The following is a 17,935-nucleotide window of genomic DNA, read 5'->3' on the forward strand; positions in this document are numbered from 1 at the left end:
TAGCATCAAAAAACATGACCTTCCTTAAAAATACAAATATACCACAAATACTTTTCCTTCTTTTAGTTTTAAGCTCTTGCGGAAAAGATAAACAGAAAGAAAAAACAGCAATTGTAGTTGTTGAAGATACGCTTGCTAAAATGAAGCCCTTCCTTAATGAAAAAAAACTCAGTGCTAGTTACGTTGCTTCTGTGAAACCCAGAATCAATCACTTTTACGAGAAAACGTGGCCGAACAATAGTATGAACGGTGGCTTTTTGGTCGCTCGAAACGGAGAAATCATTTTCGAAAAGTACGATGGCTACGCCGATAGAAGTAAAAAAACGGATATTACAAAAGACACCCCTTTACATATTGCATCGGTAAGTAAAGTTATAACCGCTTCTGCAGTACTAAAATTAGTTGATGCAAATAAAATTGAATTGGACCAGAAGGTAAACACTATTCTAAAAACATTTCCGTATCCTGAAGTTACTGTACGATCTTTACTGAATCACCGCAGTGGTTTACGCAATTACTCGTATTTTACAGACCGCGACAAAAAGATTTGGGATCGTAAAAATCAATTGACTAACGCCGATATTTTAGACATAATGGCCACAAAAGGTATTACGCTAGAATATAAAACTGATACACGCTTTATGTATTGCAATACCAATTATGCGATGTTGGCTTTAATTATCGAAAAAGTTACCGGACTTTCTTATCCTGTAGCCATGCAGGAAATGATTTTTAAACCTCTGGGAATGAAAAACACTTTCGTATTTGATTATGAAAAAGATCGAAAAACAGCAGTTCCTTCGTATCGCGGAAATAATACGCAAATCGGTTGGGATTATCTTGATACCGTTTACGGAGATAAAAATATTTATTCTACACCTCGCGATTTACTTAAATTTGATAGGGCACGTTATGCTGCCGATTTCTTAAAGCCCGAGTTACTGAAAGAAATTTATGTAGGATATAGTAACGAACATCGCGGTGAGAAAAATTACGGTCTAGGAATTAGAATGATCAATTGGTTTTCGGGTCAGAATTTTTATTTCCATAACGGTTGGTGGCACGGCAATACATCGTCTTACGTTACTTTGCAAAAAGAAAATGTGACTATTATATCACTCTCTAATAAATTTACTAGAAAGACGTATGCCGTTAGAAAATTATCTCCCATTTTTGGAGATTATCCTTTTAATATCAAGGATGAAGATTAATTAAAAATTGGAATGCTGTTTGCAATAAGATTGATTAAAAAATTGTAAGTTTGCACTCTTACAAAAAACAATGGGGTCGACTGGTTTTGACAGCGAGTCGAATTGAACAGTAAGCACGTCGAGCATTGAGACCTTGCTCGTAAATATAAGATCTTACAATTTTACACGGCGAAAATAACTACGCTTTAGCTGCATAATCCGAACTATAGTACGATTACGCCAAGTTCCTATCAGATAGGAAAGCTGGATTCTCCTTGAAAGCCTTGGTTTGTGGCGTTCAGTCCAGGAGAACCGTAAAAATAGACCTAGATTACCATAAGCTTCGGGTGGTTTTCAAAATTAAGAAGATAAGTGGTAAGTGGCTGTTTCTGGCCTAGCTTACTAACGAAAATCCAATCAGGAAATAAACGTGTAGAAAGCTCTTTAATTGCTTGTTTGGACGGGAGTTCGATTCTCCCCGACTCCACTGGATGGGATGATTGGAAAATCATCCCTTTTTTTATTGTAAATCAACAAGCCTTTTTCCTTCATTATCAAGTGATTACGAGACATAATTGGTATCATCGTAGGTGTTCGATAGACACCTTCCTGATAGTATAAATTGCTGTCGAACACCAATTTGACAAATTCCCTTTTTTGGATAATATTTGCATTATTATATATAGATTTTAGATCTCCGAGTAAGTGTAATTTTTTCTGTAACATTTTGAATGCATGTGTTTCAACTTTACTTAAACGCTCAATTGCATCTTTACATGAATGGATAGTACTGTTATAAGTAGCATACCATCTATCATAAGTATCTTTTGAAATCTCATTTTTAATCCACTTTTCTTCTACAGAAAACATTTTTTCTTGAGTCTCTTTTAACATGAGTTTCTTTTGTTCTATTGTCAGTTTATTAGATTTTAACTTTTCTTCTATTGCCACATTGGAAGACTGTTCTATTTCAGACAAAATATTTTCTGGGAGACTCATTAATTCTAATATTTCCGCAAGCTGTGTATGGGCTTTTATTGCACTTATATTATTATGCCTTGAAGTCTTACACTTATAATAATTAAAATACTTGCCTGATTTCCCTCTTGATGGAGCACCTGTGAGTAGGTTTCCACAATGACATTTTAAGATTCCCCGAAGTGGTAAATTTTCATCCAATACTGCTCTAACTTTTTCAGGCTTTTTCATCTTGTTTTGTACTATTTGCCAAGTTGCTTTATCTATAATAGCTTCGTGTATAGCTGGGAAAATCCCGCCAGGATACTCTTTAAATCCTTGTACTTGCAACATACCTGCATACACAGGATTTGATAGCACTCTCTCAACAGCAGTATTTCCTCTTGCTTTAAATCCTAATTTAAATACTTGTTCTTTAATTATATAAAGTGGTGTATCATGTATATAAGCATCATACATAAACTTGACAACCTTTGCTTCTGTTTCTTCAATTATTAACTTCCGTTCCTTTCCTTCACCAAACTTTATATAGCCATAAGGTGGTTTTATTCCGATGTAACGGCCTTCTTTCGCTCTAGCGGTATAGAGTCCTCCTCTAATCTTAATACTCCTGTTTATATTATCCTCTTCAGCAAGCAATAGTTGTAATCCTGCTCTGAAAAAACTTCCGGGAGTATCATAGTCGAATGTTATTCCCTCGGTTACACTGACGACCTGAATGTTGTATTTTCGCTGAAGCATTTTTACCATACTCATTGCTTCTCCAGCATCCCTACTAAATCTGTCCATTTGATCTACCAAAAGATAGTCAACAGTTTTAAAATGTTTACTGATAAACTCTTGAAGTTTAATAAAGTCAGGTCTATCAAATGTCTTAGCACTTCTCCCTCGATCAATAAAAGTATCAGTTAATTCAACATTGTTAAATTTCAACCATTGATCCGTATAAAGCTCCTGTCTTTCAATGGAACCATTACTTTGTCCCAACTGACTAAACCTTAAGTATCTAATCGCTCTTTTCATTTAATTCATTTAATGTTATAGAAACAATAATTTCAATAAGTAAATTTACGAATTTTTGCTCATTTAGCTTTTCAATATCAAACTTTAACTCATCTATCTTTCCATCAATCAAGCTCTTATCTTCCTGTTCCATTATTTACCTCCTTTGCTCCTTATGAAAATGAATTCTATTTTACTTTGTGAATTTTATAATAACGCACATAAATAAATTTACAGCAAGGCCAGTAAATCGGATGGGAATGTCAGGTCAGGGCTCTTTTTGACTATTAGTGGCATTTAACATCAGTCGATATATTTCTATCACTCCTACTACTTAACTATTTCCTTTCCAAATTTCAGGACCGAAAAAATTAACTCAATAAACAATCTATATAAATTGTTTCTTTCAATACTTAGTACTAATGAATATATTTCTCTTTCTTGTGGATAGATATCCTTTAACTATGCATTATTTACTTAATTTTTAAAATGCAGCTCAGACTTTAAGAACGCTCACATTTTTGTGCGCAGCACAATCCTCAAAGCACATATATAAATTCTGCTACGCTCCATTATAAAAGAGCTTAGTCGGATATCTGATAAAATAATCTTAAAAAATACTGGCGTTATACTATTCATTATTTTAAAAGATCCTTTTAACTCGATTTCGAAGCCAGGTATTATAATAAAATATAATTCAATTGAACTTTTAAAGTTGATCATCAAAGCACATTTATAACTTCGCTACGCTCCATTATAAAAGATTTTGTCGGATATCTGATAAAATAGTCTTAAAAAATACTGGCGTTATACCATTCATTTTTACTTAAGATCCTTTTATCTGGCTTTGGAACCAAAATATTATAATAAAATATTATCGAATTGAACTTTTAAAGTTGATCATCAAAGCACATTTATAATTCCGCTAAGCTCCATTATAAAAGAGCTTTTTCAGATATCTGATAAAACAATTTTGAAAATTAATACCACTAACTGCGTATAATTTTCAAGATCCTTTTCCATGGCTTATATATCCATTTTGTTATTCCCAAATATTATCAGATTAGAACCATCAGACATTATTTCTAGTCGATTATCTTCTTTCTTTACCATCACACTTAATGCGCTGGACAACCTTACTTCCATCCTATCTGTATTCAAAAGCCAATATGCTAATTGTCCCATTTCAAGAGCAAAGGTATACTAGTGTTTTTAACGCAAAAAAAAGGTCAAGCCCTACGGGTTTATCAAAAAATCTCCATCCGCCGAGGCGGATAGTATTTATTTGATAAAACCTTGTTTTTGCTAAACACTAACCTTTTATGCTCTCGAAACGAAACATAGCATACTCCGACTCTTTGGACGAATAAAAAAAATGTCAACAATGAAATTTAATACCATTTACATTGGAATTAGAGTGAAACAAAACAGCTCCTCCTCTCATTACCGAATAAATTAATTTAAAAAATAATCCTAAATATAAAAATCATGAACATCATCGGAAGACTGACAAGGGATGCGGAAGTACGCACAACGTCACAAGAGAAACAAGTTGTAAACTTTTCGATAGCTATCAATGACAGCTATCGCAACAAACAAGGCGAACGCATAGAGCAAACAAGTTATTTTGATTGCTCCTATTGGATAAGTCCAAATGTAGCGAAGATACTCACCAAAGGCGCTTTGGTAGAGCTTACAGGTAGAGCAAGCACTAGAGCGTGGACAGCTAATGACGGGGAATTAAGAGCAAGTTTAAATTTTCACACTACTACTATCAAATTGCATGTAGGCGGTAAGAAAACAGACAATATACTTGAAATCTCAAATCAAGAAAAGAGGAAAGTTACAGAACAAGAAACGGTCGATGACCTACCTTTTTAACACCTTTTATTTAATCATTTTTCAACCTTTTAAAATTTTAATATCATGGCACACAATTTAAATTTCAACGAAAGAACAGGACGTTATTCATTTTTTAGCGTACAAGAAAAAGCATGGCACGGTTTAGGACAAATCGTAAAAGACTATCCTACAAGTTCGGAAGCTATTAAACACGCTGGACTTGATTATGAGGTAATAAAAAGCCCTCTTTTCACAAAAGGCTCAAATAGTATTGAAAATACAAACGCTAGCGAAATTAGATATAATGAGCTGGAAGTTCCTAATTATTTTGCTACTATCCGCAATGACAATAATACGGTATTGGGTGTAGTAGGCAAAGAGTATCATATCGTACAAAATCGAGAGGCCTTTAGTTTTTTTGATTCTATTGTAGGAGGTACAGATGGAATCATGTACGAGACTGCAGGCGCATTGGGCAATGGGGAACGAATCTTTATTACTGCAAAATTACCTGACTATATTCGTGTGGGTAATGGTGACGATGTCACAGAAAAATACATTTTCCTTACCACTTCTCATGATGGTAGTGGAAGTATAACGGCAGCTTTTACTCCTGTTAGAATTGTTTGCCAAAATACGCTTAATGCTTCGCTTCGTAATATGAGCAATGTGGTACGCATTCGCCATACTTCGGGTGCTAAACAACGTTTGGATAACGCTCATAAAGTAATGGGATTAGCAAACGAATTTAGTAATCAACTAGAGGGGATTTTTAATGAATGGGCAAAAGTAAGAGTAAATGACAACGAGGCAAAAAAATTGATACAATTAGCACTATGTCCCAACAAGGAAACCTTACAGCATATTAAAAGCGGGAATGAGGACGAAATATCCACCGTTTTTAAAAACACGGTTGAAGATGCTTTTGCTTATGCTATGACGAGCGACTCACAACAAATGGAAACTACAAAAGGCACTTTATTTGGAGCTTATAACGCAGTTACAGGCTACTACCAAAATGTACGTAGCTACAAGGATAATGAAGCCAAATTACAATCTATCATTTTGGGCGGTACTGCACAGATAAAATCACAAAAAGCTTTTGAACTATGTGCCTCATTTCAAAAAATAGGTACTGACGTTTTCAACTTCAATTAAACAAATTTTAAAATTAAAGGCGACTACCCACTAAAGCAGTCGCCTTTAATTATTTTTCTTATTTTTCAGAATAAAGTTTTTCTTTAAATCTTAAGGATTTTGGGACACAACCTTTTCCGGTTGCTTTACTCCAAAATTTGGCTGCAAAAAGACACTCCCTTCCCATGGTCGGGAAAGTCTTTTTGCAGGAAACGGTGCAACCATTTTAGTAAAACAGCAATAACGCAGCTATCCATTGCTCTTGCTATTTCACCAAAAAGGTCGCGTTTATTATATAGGATATTCATTATCCTATCTTTTTTACTGGACTTCTTTTCTTTCAACATAAGCGTCAAAAGAAAAGAAGCAAAAGAATGCCGCTTTATTTTCTTCTGGTTTTAAACGTGTTTATACGAAACCTCTTCTTGAATCATCTTTTTACTATCTTTATTTTCTCTTGAATAGCTCCACAAAAAAAGTAGTCCAAAAATAATTAGAATATAGGATATCCATTTTCCTGTACGTTCCAGAAATAAAATAAAGACTGATTTTTCATAACTTGAAAAACCTTCTGCACCCAAAGGACTTCTTCTATAAAATTTTCTTCTGTTAATCCAATAACGAATCCCCAAACAACTTAGCAAAGCTAGAATACTTAAAACTAATGTTGCATACATAATCTGATTATTTTAATTTTCAGTTTCTAAATTTACTCAAAATTATTTTTTAAAAAGTTCAAGATATTGATTTAGAGCTAATTAATTAAGACAAATATGTCGATCTAACAAAAAAAGGATCTGTCATTACGAGTGACACAGCCTGCTTTCCATTTTAATATTTTGAAATCTAATAGAAATTAATTTTCAAACAGTTCCCTTCAAAAGCATCTATTTCAGTCATGTGACTTACTGTTCGTTATTAGTTTTGACTTGACCAAATCTGAATTTTTAAGTTTTAATACCTGATGTCTGTCACCGTTTTTTTCGTAAATTTCTATTAGCAGTACTTTATCATTGGCAATAGTAAATTGATCCAGCATAAATACATTTGGCTCTACTGTTTTACCTTTAATTGCGCCCAATGGCTTATAAACTTTCAGTGGATTCAACGTCCTTTCTTGTATAACTGTGCGTTTAGCTAGCTTTTTGTCCACTACTTTAAAAGCAACAAAATCGATATTAAAGGAGACATGACTGAAGTTAGTAAGCTGAGTATGGAAATAGAATTTGCCATCATCTATATAGAGTCCTTTCAATAAGAATTCGATACCAAAACTTCTAGCACCCTTATTTTTTATTATACGTTTGTCTTTTTTATATATCGTTTCCATTAAATCGCTTACCAATGAAGGCGAATTCTTTCCGAGTTCCTCAAAAAGAACATCATTTGTAGGTGATCTACTAATCCCTTTCTGCATTCCTAAAAGATTATAATTCAGATCCACAGCTATAGGATTGTAATCCACATTGAAATTATAAAAATGACCATCTTCGGTAATTACTGAAAAGTTGGTTTCCTCTTCAAAATTGCGCACTGAAGCTTTTACCCGTAAAACATTTTCCGCATCTTCTGCTTTGCTTGCAATCAAATAATCACTTCCTAAATCTACGTATCGGATTGCAGCAGGAAATAGTAGATGTGAAGTTTTATTGTAAGTTACCTCTATTTTATATGGGTCGATTTTTTCTAAACTCAATTTTTGGGCATTATTAACAGTCACTTGCCCTTCTGATTCCGTACTGTATCCTAAAACTAAGACCAGTACTAGTATTAAAGCTTTTATTGTTGTTTTCATATTTTTTTTATTAAGTTTTATCAAGGGGAGCATTTAATTTTTTGAGACTAGAAACACTTGAAGCCCTGACTTCAATGTTACTTTTGGAGTTTTCATTTTTTTTGAAAAATAACCTGATATACCTTGTACCAGACCACGGCTCAAATCGCCTGCTATCTGTTGCCCAGGGGAGCTTGAAAGCATAATACTGCTTCCTGAACTTAGCCCCATATTGGCAGCCATGTCTTTTACAGCGCTCATTTCTGGGGAATAGGGTACAAATAATCCTTTTTGTCCATCTAATCCATAAATAGTAAGATTAACCGGAAGAATAGTACCATCCAACTCAATGGAAGTAATTTTCATTTGCAGCCTTCCTTGATTAAATTTTGAATTTGCCGTCAATACTGTCCCTTGTGGAATAATACGGTTTTGCATTTTGGCAGGCTCTAACAAACGTAAACGAACATTACTTTCCACTGATACCACCTGTGTGGTTTGGATGACGGCACGAACACTATTTTTGCGTTGTGACTCTTGTTCTATTTTGCCAACTGTAAAGAATCCTCGATTGCGACTTTCGCTCCAATTGGCTATAAAAGTGCTATCAGGAAGATCTCTATGCAATGACGAAACCGCACTTTTACTTGCAGGAATAAGTGAAACAAACGACTCCATTTGGCTCAAAGAGCTAGCAATACTTCCCGTTTTCTCCTTTGATTGTTCCGTTGATGCTGTATTCGTAGGCAAGTATTTTGCAGCCATCTGATAGGATTTTTCCATTAGCTCCAATTGGGTATCTACTGGATTCATAGGCGCTTCGTCTTTTCTAGCCAGTTGTGCTTTTAATTCATCCAGTTGTTTCTGCAATTCTTGTGTCTCAGCAGTATCGTTTTCATAAAAAGTACCGAGTGTTTTTTGTGCATTGCGATAACTATTCAGCGAAATATTGGCATTAGCTTCTTTTTCAATTTCAGGACCATTATCAACAGTTTCATGGGTGTTACCTTCACTCCAGTAATCAGAAAGCGAGCTTAGCGCATTTTGTTTTTCTTGATTTTTTTCGTCCATCAATTCTTGTTCATAGGCTTTTTGTTTATCATGTTGTAAACCGACAGTAGAAGCCTGAGGAACTGAATCATTAAGACCTACTGCTTCTTTCTTTTTTACGTCTTCCGATGGTTTAAAAATTAAATACATACAACCAAGAAATACTATAATCATCAACGCGAACAGGATTGGCTTTTTAAATTTTTCTAATTTATGATCTGAATGTTCTCGTACTGTATCTGTACTTTCATTTAAGTTACCATCCGTAACCAAGACCGTGTTTTTTTTGTTTTCACTTTCTTTCATGTTTTCTATTTTTTATAATTAATAGTAATGAATCCCTTAGCGATGCTGTGGATTCGTTCTTTTTGATAAGAGCGTTTTCAATACGCTCCGCATCCAGCTTGCTACTGTGTTTTCCGGTTTCAAACCAAACGCTAAGTGTAACAACTACCGTAAGAATCAAATAACTGATAAAACAATACAGAATGTACTTGTACTGTTTCTTTAAAGGAAATACTCTCCAGCCTGCATCAATCTGTATTAACCATAAGTGAATATTTGTTCGTAAATTTTCCATCTTAGTTTATTTTAGCGTTCTATAATTTCTAAATCATTATTCTGCACTACAGTAAACTTTTCTATGTTGAAGCCTTGCGGATTAGTATCTGAACGAACCGAATTCACAAGATAGCAGGAGGTAATTAGATTGCGTTTAGTTACATTACTTGAGCGAATGATGATTTGTTTAGCATAGGTTTTTACAGCATAAGGATAGGTTTCGAAGTTGCAAACCACACTATCTACTTCAAGTCGCTGTTGTACATTACCTGAAATAATCCGATTGTAATATCCCTTTTCCTCTAAGTCTTTGTAATAATTAAAAGCGCTCTTGTCTGCTAGATTAAAGGCTCTTTTCACATTATTTTCTATAGCATCCTTGTCAGGTGCGAGCGTAAAAAAAAGCTCATGAAATCGGCGTACATGCTCACGAGCTTCTACAGGACGATTGATTGAGGCATCTTGCGCCAGCGCTAGCATTAATGATTTTCCGTTATCCAATACATAAACTTTTTGACGCTGCAATTCTGCAAATCGATACGATTCCCAAATTGCATATCCTGCTACTCCAACACAGAGTACTGCAAATACTATGGCATACAGTCTGATTTGCTTGAAGCTATTTTCGATGTTTCTTAATGTTTTAAATTCCATTTTTTTCGATTTTAAATTATTACTGCATTAATCTACCGCCAATATTTCCGGCAACTGCTCCTGTGCCAGCCCCAACCATATTTCCTGTTTTGGTGGTAGTTTGGTTTAGGTTACGCATAAAGTTACCTGCTCCGCCAGCCTGAATAATCCAACCGGTCACAGTAGGAATTGTGAAGTAGCCAATGATGCCAATAATCATAAAGATGATGTACACTGTACTGGATGAATCTGGAATAAAACTGGGATCGGATAAACTGTCAATATCCTTCTGCAGTATTAACGACTGGAACTTGGACAACATCGCGCTAAAAAGATCAGAAACGGGCAACCAGAGATACACACTAATGTATCGGGTAAACCACTGCGTCAGCGTGGACTGAAACCCATCCCAGACTGAAATAGCAAAAGCTATAGGTCCTAAAATTGATAGCACAATCAAGAAGAAAGTTCGTATCGTATCAATTACCAGTGCAGCAGCTTGAAAAAGCACTTCTAAAAACTCTCGAAAACTATCGCGAATCATTTTCTTGATACTATACATTTCTCTTTCAATATACATACCCGATATGGTTGCCAAATCAGCAGGTGACCAACCTATTTCATCCAATTTCTTATCAAATTCTTCATTCGAAACTAAATAAGCTGTCTCAGGATTGCGCAGCATAGCCTCTCTTTCCAATTGGTCTTTTTGCTGTTGCAAAGCATTTAAATCCAGCACTTGGTTTTCTAATATACTATGTGTTCCTTTTACAATTGGACTAAGCACGCCGTTAAGCGTTCCTAAAACAATCGTTGGAAAAAACATAATACAGAGGCCTAATGCAAATGGCCTAAGTAACGGAAAAACGTCTATCGGTTCTGCACTACTGAGTGCCTGCCACACTTTTAACGCTACATAAAACAAAGCTCCCAATCCAGCTAAACCTTTTGCTACTGCTGCCATATCTGCTGATAGAGGCAGCATCTCATCATACAGCGAACGCAGTACTTCGTGAAGATTACTAAATTCCATGATTACCAGTATTTTTGGTTAGCAGTTCCATAAAGCTCCAATACCCTTTGACTACTGTTTGCTTTCTTAGCTCGCAGATAACTAACCGAAATATTTTTATTCGTGAAATAGCGAACCAAATTATGATACTCTTTTACTTTTATATACACACTGTCAATAATGTCCATTCGCTCCTTATCCGTAAGCGACAAGCTGGAAGAGCTTACAATTTGCTTTAGCTCTTTTAGAAGTTCAGTACTTTCATTCAGTAAGATGGAATACCCATTAGCAATAGCCGTTAATTCTTGTTCATTGAAATTAGTATCGTTCAACATTTTTCCAAAATTCTTTACATACATCTCAGAAACATCACCAACAAGTAGTACAGTCTGTTGAACTTTTCGAGCATCCTTCACAAGGTTGTTTACTGCCTTTAGCTTATCATAGTATTCTTTTCCTTGATTATAGACTTTTTGGACTTCTTTAAAGTTGTTAATCATATTAGTCGCAGTGCGCGAAGTCTGTATGATCTGTCTTGCTGAATTGACTATTCCTTGAGCCAAATTCGTAGGATCTGTTACCACCCATTGTGCCTTAGCAGTCGGTATCACAGCAAATAAAATTACTATGCACACCATAATTTTTAAATTTTTCATTTTTACTCTTTTTTAAAATGTTTACTATTTGTTTTCTTTTTCTCTTTTTTCAAGAGCTAATCTTTTGATGGCTTGCTCTACATTTCCATCCAGTTCTCCAGCAAGACGCATCACTTCTAACTTTTCGGTTTCTTCTGTGGTATAGGCTAAATATTCTTCAAGACTCACTTCTGTAGCATATACTGCTGAATGCGTACCTCCTAATCCAATCCAAACTTCTTTGTATAACCTATTGGAATCATTGTTCATATTGATCGAAAGTACCTGTGCTTTTTCTTTTTCAGTCAGACCAAGCATGGCTTGGATATCATCAAATTTGTTCATGTACTTCCGTTGGTCAAGGAGTATCTTACAATCCGAATTATTGATGATACTTTCTTTCACAATTGGAGATTGGATGATATCATCTACTTCTTGGGTTACAACAATGGCTTCTCCAAAGAACTTCCGTACGGTTTTAAAAAGGTATTTGATGTACTCTGCCATTCCCTCTTTTGCAATAGCTTTCCAAGCTTCTTCAATCAGAATAAGCTTCCGAACTCCTTTCAAACGTCTCATCTTATTGATAAAAACTTCCATTATGATAATGGTCACAATTGGAAAGAGGATTTTATGATCCTTAATGGCATCAATTTCGAAAACAATAAATCGTTTGGAAAGTAAGTCGAGTTGCTTTTCGGAATTTAGCAGATAATCATACTCACCGCCTTTGTAGTAAGGTTCTAATACATTCAGGAAGTTGGCAAGGTCAAAGTCTTTTTCACGCACCTGCTTTTCATGTAATACTTTTCTATAGTCCCCTTTTACAAATTCATAAAATCCATTGAAGGACGGAAAATCGGCAGTCCGTTTAATCCTTTCAATATAACCGCTCACGGCGTTGGACAATGCGACTTCTTCTGAACGTGTTGGTGGTTCATCATCCCGTTTCCATAATGTCAGAATCAACGTTTTGACACTTTCTCTTTTCTCAATATCGAATACGCCATCATCGGTGTAAAATGGATTAAAGGCAATAGGATTATCCTCAGTGTAGGTGAAATAAACCCCATCTTCTCCTTTGGTTTTTCCTTTGATGAGTTCGCACAAACCTTGATACGAATTTCCCGTATCCACTAATAACACATGCGCACCTTGCTCGTAATATTGTCTGACCATGTGATTGGTGAAAAATGACTTTCCAGAGCCTGAAGGCCCCAAAATGAACTTATTCCTATTCGTGATAATACCCTTTTTCATTGGCAAATCAGAAATATCCAAGTGAATCGGTTTTCCTGTAAGTCGGTCAGCCATTTTAATTCCGAAAGGAGACGGTGAACTTTTATAATTCGTTTCCTCCGTAAAAAAACACAGCGCAGGTTCTATGAAAGTATAAAAACTTTCTTCACTCGGGAAATCTCCTGCATTGCCTGGCATTCCTGCCCAATAAAGCGTCGCAACATCGGTAGTGTTGTGCCTTGGTTTGCATTCCATCAACGCCAAAGCGCTACCTGTGTCGTTCTTTAACTGTTTTAGTTCAGCTGGATTGTCAGACCACGCCATCACGTTGAAATGAGCCCGAATAGAGGCATGTCCGAAAGAATGTGCTTCGTTCAAATAGCGTTCTATCCATTCTTTGTTGATTTGATTGGCTCTGCTATACCTTGCCAAAGAATGCATGTTTCTTGCTGATTTCTCAAATTTCCGAAGTTTGTCCTCACTGTTATCCAAAAAAAGATACTGGTTGTAGATGTGATTGCAAGACAACAATAATCCGACAGGTGCGGCAAAAGACAAGAGACAATCACTCCTATCGGTGGACAGTTTTTCATATCGAGTTTCTGCAGAAACCGAACTAGGTAGATCATCGGTATCGGACAACGTATGCAGACAAAGTCTTTTGTTTCCAATACGAACTTCTTCCGCTCCCAAAGCAATATCTTGCATTGGTGTTCCCTCCTCTCTTGAAAGACTTAGGTATTGTTCCATTAATCCTTGTTTGTCATTTGTGCCAATGATGTCTTCCTCACTCAATCGCTCCAATTTTATAAAACCGGAATCATTCACGATACGTTCAAATTGTGCTACCGATTCCATAAAACGCGAAATGGTTTCTTTATCTCTTATTTCTTTTGGAATAAGTACCCCTTTGCAAAGCGAAGAGAAATTACTCTGCATTCGCATGCGCTCTTTGGTCGTTTTTGTTAAAAACAGATAGCAATAATGATTGAGAAACGGACGCTCATTAAAATGTTGCTGATATGATTTTGCTAAAAAACTCAAATCTTCTTTTGCAATATCCAGAGCATAATTTTCCCTGATGTACCAATCCTGTTTGTGTACCACTGTATAATCAGGCAAAGTTTTTACTGCCTTGTGCCAAGCGGAATGAATGGCTTCATATTCCGCAGAGGCTACTGTGAAAAGTTCTGGTAGCTGTACTCGAAAACATGCGGTGATATCAGCATCCTTTGAGATAATACAATTATGTTCTACTGCCAACAACGGAAACTTAGATTCCAATGTAGTTGCTTTTGATTTATTTCTCATAGTCCGTACAGTTTAGATTTCAACTTGAAATAACGATGTACAGGCTTGCGGCAGATAATGTATCGCGGATGTCGTTTTTTCGCTCCTACTTTCATCAAGCCATGTTCACCATACTTTTTGTTTAGTGAAAATGTTTGCCACACTAGTAATGACCCACCACCGATTCCTATAAACAGACACAGATAAGAATTGACTCCTGTCATATACAAGATCATTATTAGGATAAGCATCCCAAGCAAACTGCCTACAAATAGGAACAAATATTGTGCTTTCAGTCCTTTGAATTCAACCGTCCTTCCAATCCCTTTATTAATATTGTAAGTATTCATAAGACAATAATTAAAGGAAGAAGGAACGTAAGACAGTTGCCGCTACAATCAAAAAGATACAAGCACCAAACCAACTCGCTGCCGTCTTGCTAGTATCAGGATCACCACTACTAAACTTGTTGTACACCTTAACCCCGCCAATGAGACCCACTACTGCGCCAATAGCGTAGATAAGTTTTGTAGCAGGATCAAAATACGAAGTTACCATTTGCGTCGCTTCTGTAATTCCTGCTGTTCCGTTTCCTTGTGCCATTGCACCAAGTGTTGATAGTAGAGTCACTACCAACACTAGTTTTTTTCTTTGATTTCCCATGATTTAAATAGTTTTTTTGTTCTCTATTCCTACGCTTTGCAGGATTTATGGACAAATATCTTTTGCAATTATTAAGGTTATTATAAAGTGGCAGTTAAGGGAATTCTTTGACTTTGAGTGGCATTTATAAATAGAATTTTAATATCTTAATACTCTAATTACATGTAGGTTAACATAGTTCATCTTGTGGATGGTAATAAGGCTAAAATGATTTGGGCAGGTATAATGAGTAGCGTAAAAGGAAGTCGGAAAATTTAGAGAGGCGTATCAATGTTTTAGGAATTGAATATTAAGGTCAACTTTCACATTTAGTGGTTTAATATTAGATATAATATAATTGGACATAATAATAAAATCTTAATTAGATGTTTTGAATAAATTCTAAATCATCTGTAAAATGATAAATTCCCACTATTTTTCTACTCTGCTATATTTCTTGGGTAAGTCTTACATCTTTTCCTATAGTTTTGTAAAATGTTTCTGCTTGTTAATACTTATATTATACTCTGCAAGTCCAAATTTAATTACGCCTTTTTTAAAAAAAACTGAAATTCTTAAATTGATAGTTCTTAAAGATTATCTTTCATGAATTAACTGAGTTAAGAATATTGAAAAGCATAAATTATTTGGATGATTTTATAATGTGTCCTGATGTCTTTAACTTATTATGTTATATTTGTAGGTATATATAGTAAAATTTTCTATAAATAATAATTAAAAAAAATATGTTAATTTGGAAATAGAAAAGTCATTTGATGAAGTGAGGGAATTAATTCCACAAATCAATCTACTCTTAATAACTGCAAATGAAATTGAAACTTTTCATGTTAGGCAAGCTTTATTGCCTTTAAGTGAGGATGCCGATGTAATAAAAGTTCCTCATGGCCTGCAAACTTATTTTATTGGGATTTTTGGAGAGTATTTAGCTGTTCACGTTCAACTTGGTAAAATGGGTTCATCAAGTTATGCCGGAGCAATATTAACTGCTTTCGAATCTATTAATAATTGGAAACCCAAAGTAGTATTAATGATTGGTGTGGCTATGGGTGTTGATGATAAAAAACAACGAATAGGAGATGTTTTACTTTCCGATACAATTATATCGTATGAAAATCAAAGGTTATCAAAAGGAGGAATTACACAGCGTGGATCAATTGTAGATGGAGGTGCATTACTTTTAGATAGATTTAAAAATGTAACATGGACTAGTCCTATTGATGATGGTTTGTTTTCTAAAATTTTATCCAGCCAAATACTTTCCGGCGAAAAACTTATAGATAATCTGAAGGAAAGAAATAAAATATTAAAGGTTTTTCCCCAAGCATCTGGAGCTGAAATGGAAGGCGCTGGAATCTATGCCGCTTGTAAAAGAGCTAGCATAAATGAATGGCTTTTAGTTAAGGGCATTTGTGATTACGGAGATGGAAATAAAGATGTAGATAAGGAACAAAGACAAAATTTGGCTGCACAAAGTGCAACGTCTTTATCCGTCAAAGTTTTTAGTTCGAAGTTCGGATTTGCAGATATTGGTTTAGAACCAGTGAAAAAAGTCAAGAAATCAAACAAAAGTCTGAGTAATATACAGTCCGATAAAATCGAAAATGAAATTGTTGCCATTGTTGAAGTAAATCAAAAACCAGAAATTATGCATTCCGCAGTTCAACTAACCGTAGCAGCATTTCTAGAATTAAGTTCTTATCAAAAAGCAGAGGTAATTGATTCTCTTGATCTTTCTTTGAATAATTTCATAAATTTAAGTGCTCACGAAATGAATAAGGAGCTTTTTCGTCAAGTTCGAGAGAGAAATCTTTTGCCAGCTTTATGGAACGCTATTAACAATATAAAACCTTTTGAAAACAGTATTAATCCATTTGTATGAGCAAAAATTACACCTGCGAAGATCACTTCCCAACTTGGTACAAAGCAATAGAAATAACATTAACTCAAGAAATTCTCCAAAAAAGAATTAGTGCTATAGAAAAAATAATTGAAGAAGAAAATGCAGAATTATGGCTGGACATTGTCAAATTGGCACATGGAATAGCTAATGGAAATCCAGAACATAAAGATCTTTTAGTAAGCATATTTAAAGAATTTGACCTTTCATTTCCTATCCAATCGAATAATAACATTATAAAGGTCTTATCAGAAATTTGTCTTTGTTTCTTATTTGAGTCTAGCAATGATTTAAGGCACATTATAAGCCTTGCAGTTATAAATCTTAACTTCTTTGAGCAATATTCTGCGACGGAAGTTCCTTTCTATGAATTAGCTTACAAAGCAAATGTCGTAGATGAAACAACAGATAACTTTGATGTTGACGGAACGGTAGAAAATTTAAGGGTAAAAGCAGAAGCTTTTGAAGAAGACGAGGATGGTGAAGAAGTAATGGAAAATGAGGACTCCCAAAATTTAATAAATTTACTAACTTACATCAGCAAGGAAAATAAAAAATTAAAGGAAGAAACAAATGTTCTATGGTGGCTATTTACACAGTATAGCACATCAAACAAAGCATATTTTTATGAACTTGGTTTGTCTAAAATAGTAGTTTCCAGTGCTTATGAGCTATTTCAAATCACTAAGTTTACTGGTTTTTTAATTTCTTCTAAGCATATTTTGCATAAAGCTTTAATGATAAGCAATGGTAATAAAAGTAAACTAAAAGAATTGTCGCTAGCAGATATTATTAATGACACAGTGCAAAAAGTAAAGGGAGAAATTCTATTACTTGGACAGCTCAATGAATTTACACCTTTTTTGCATGCTTTAAGTTTAGAGGAATCATTAGGAGATGTGCACATATGGAAAGGTGCATTCAATAAAAAATTTGGTGCTGGAACTTGTGAAAAAAAGTTCAAACCAGAAGATTTAGCATTCCAATTTTATACTGAAATGATGTTTCTCAAATCCTTTCAATCTCTATAGT

General features: G+C 34.9%; 16 protein-coding genes and 1 other RNA gene. 6 read left to right on the plus strand and 11 right to left on the minus strand.

Translation table 11 applies throughout. The features are described from left to right. Window positions 1–14: 14 nt before the first annotated feature. Both AP058_RS02080 and ssrA read left to right on the plus strand, forming a co-directional pair. Window positions 15–1,211, plus strand: a complete 1,197-nt coding sequence (locus AP058_RS02080) for a serine hydrolase (protein ID WP_066306369.1) — start codon at window positions 15–17, stop codon at window positions 1,209–1,211. A 72-nt stretch (window positions 1,212–1,283) separates the two neighbouring features. Then, window positions 1,284–1,680: a transfer-messenger RNA gene (gene ssrA / locus AP058_RS02085) on the plus strand. On the opposite strand, the gene AP058_RS16815 is transcribed toward ssrA, so the two are convergent. Then, the gene (locus AP058_RS16815) at window positions 1,635–3,191 is read right to left on the minus strand and encodes a recombinase family protein (protein ID WP_157492581.1); all 1,557 of its coding nucleotides are present in this window, start codon (window positions 3,189–3,191) and stop codon (window positions 1,635–1,637) included. The two genes, ssrA and AP058_RS16815, sit on opposite strands and share 46 nt — an antisense overlap. Beyond that, the gene (locus tag AP058_RS16820; RefSeq protein ID WP_157492583.1) at window positions 3,175–3,324 is read right to left on the minus strand and encodes a hypothetical protein; all 150 of its coding nucleotides are present in this window, start codon (window positions 3,322–3,324) and stop codon (window positions 3,175–3,177) included. Before AP058_RS16820 ends, AP058_RS16815 begins: the two co-directional genes overlap by 17 nt. A gap of 1,334 nt (window positions 3,325–4,658) precedes the next feature. Here AP058_RS16820 and AP058_RS02090 point away from each other — a divergent pair. Both AP058_RS02090 and AP058_RS02095 read left to right on the plus strand, forming a co-directional pair. Then, complete coding sequence (locus AP058_RS02090) at window positions 4,659–5,051, plus strand: single-stranded DNA-binding protein (protein WP_066306372.1); 393 nt, start codon at window positions 4,659–4,661, stop codon at window positions 5,049–5,051. Window positions 5,052–5,096: 45 nt separating this feature from the next. Then, a complete protein-coding gene (locus AP058_RS02095; protein WP_066306375.1) occupies window positions 5,097–6,170 on the plus strand; it encodes a DUF932 domain-containing protein in 1,074 nt (357 codons plus the stop codon). 377 nt (window positions 6,171–6,547) lie between these two features. Here AP058_RS02095 and AP058_RS02105 read toward each other — a convergent pair whose 3' ends face one another. The 9 genes from AP058_RS02105 to AP058_RS02150 all read right to left on the minus strand — a co-directional run bounded on the left by AP058_RS02105 (window position 6,548) and on the right by AP058_RS02150 (window position 15,006). Continuing rightward, window positions 6,548–6,826: a molybdenum ABC transporter permease gene (locus AP058_RS02105; RefSeq protein ID WP_066306379.1), complete on the minus strand. Its 279-nt coding sequence runs from the start codon at window positions 6,824–6,826 to the stop codon at window positions 6,548–6,550. A gap of 215 nt (window positions 6,827–7,041) precedes the next feature. Next, window positions 7,042–7,944, minus strand: a complete 903-nt coding sequence (traN, locus tag AP058_RS02110) for a conjugative transposon protein TraN (RefSeq protein ID WP_066306511.1) — start codon at window positions 7,942–7,944, stop codon at window positions 7,042–7,044. Window positions 7,945–7,977: 33 nt separating this feature from the next. Continuing rightward, window positions 7,978–9,279 carry a conjugative transposon protein TraM gene (gene traM / locus AP058_RS02115; RefSeq protein WP_066306380.1) on the minus strand — a complete coding sequence of 434 codons (1,302 nt, stop codon included), beginning with the start codon at window positions 9,277–9,279 and terminating at the stop codon, window positions 7,978–7,980. A gap of 285 nt (window positions 9,280–9,564) precedes the next feature. Then, entirely contained in the window at window positions 9,565–10,188 is a 624-nt protein-coding gene (gene traK / locus AP058_RS02125) for a conjugative transposon protein TraK (protein ID WP_066306385.1), read from the minus strand. A gap of 19 nt (window positions 10,189–10,207) precedes the next feature. Further along, window positions 10,208–11,200 (minus strand): conjugative transposon protein TraJ, encoded by a 993-nt coding sequence (gene traJ / locus AP058_RS02130; protein ID WP_066306387.1) that lies wholly within the window; start codon window positions 11,198–11,200, stop codon window positions 10,208–10,210. 2 nt (window positions 11,201–11,202) lie between these two features. After that, entirely contained in the window at window positions 11,203–11,835 is a 633-nt protein-coding gene (locus AP058_RS02135; protein WP_066306393.1) for a DUF4141 domain-containing protein, read from the minus strand. 24 nt (window positions 11,836–11,859) lie between these two features. Further along, a complete protein-coding gene (locus AP058_RS02140; protein WP_066306395.1) occupies window positions 11,860–14,364 on the minus strand; it encodes a TraG family conjugative transposon ATPase in 2,505 nt (834 codons plus the stop codon). Next, window positions 14,361–14,693 (minus strand): DUF4133 domain-containing protein, encoded by a 333-nt coding sequence (locus AP058_RS02145; RefSeq protein ID WP_066306396.1) that lies wholly within the window; start codon window positions 14,691–14,693, stop codon window positions 14,361–14,363. The genes AP058_RS02140 and AP058_RS02145 overlap by 4 nt, the downstream gene beginning before the upstream one ends. A gap of 10 nt (window positions 14,694–14,703) precedes the next feature. Continuing rightward, on the minus strand, window positions 14,704–15,006 hold the full coding sequence (locus tag AP058_RS02150; RefSeq protein ID WP_066306400.1) for a DUF4134 domain-containing protein: 303 nt from the start codon (window positions 15,004–15,006) through the stop codon (window positions 14,704–14,706). 733 nt (window positions 15,007–15,739) lie between these two features. Here AP058_RS02150 and AP058_RS02155 point away from each other — a divergent pair. Together AP058_RS02155 and AP058_RS02160 are read left to right on the plus strand one after the other, a co-directional pair. Next, window positions 15,740–16,885 carry a hypothetical protein gene (locus AP058_RS02155; protein WP_066306402.1) on the plus strand — a complete coding sequence of 382 codons (1,146 nt, stop codon included), beginning with the start codon at window positions 15,740–15,742 and terminating at the stop codon, window positions 16,883–16,885. After that, a complete protein-coding gene (locus AP058_RS02160; protein ID WP_066306404.1) occupies window positions 16,882–17,934 on the plus strand; it encodes a GTPase-associated system all-helical protein GASH in 1,053 nt (350 codons plus the stop codon). The genes AP058_RS02155 and AP058_RS02160 overlap by 4 nt, the downstream gene beginning before the upstream one ends. Window position 17,935: the final 1 nt, after the last annotated feature.

The sequence above is a fragment of the Flavobacterium sp. TAB 87 genome, assembly GCF_001529295.1.
GTDB lineage: Bacteria > Bacteroidota > Bacteroidia > Flavobacteriales > Flavobacteriaceae > Flavobacterium.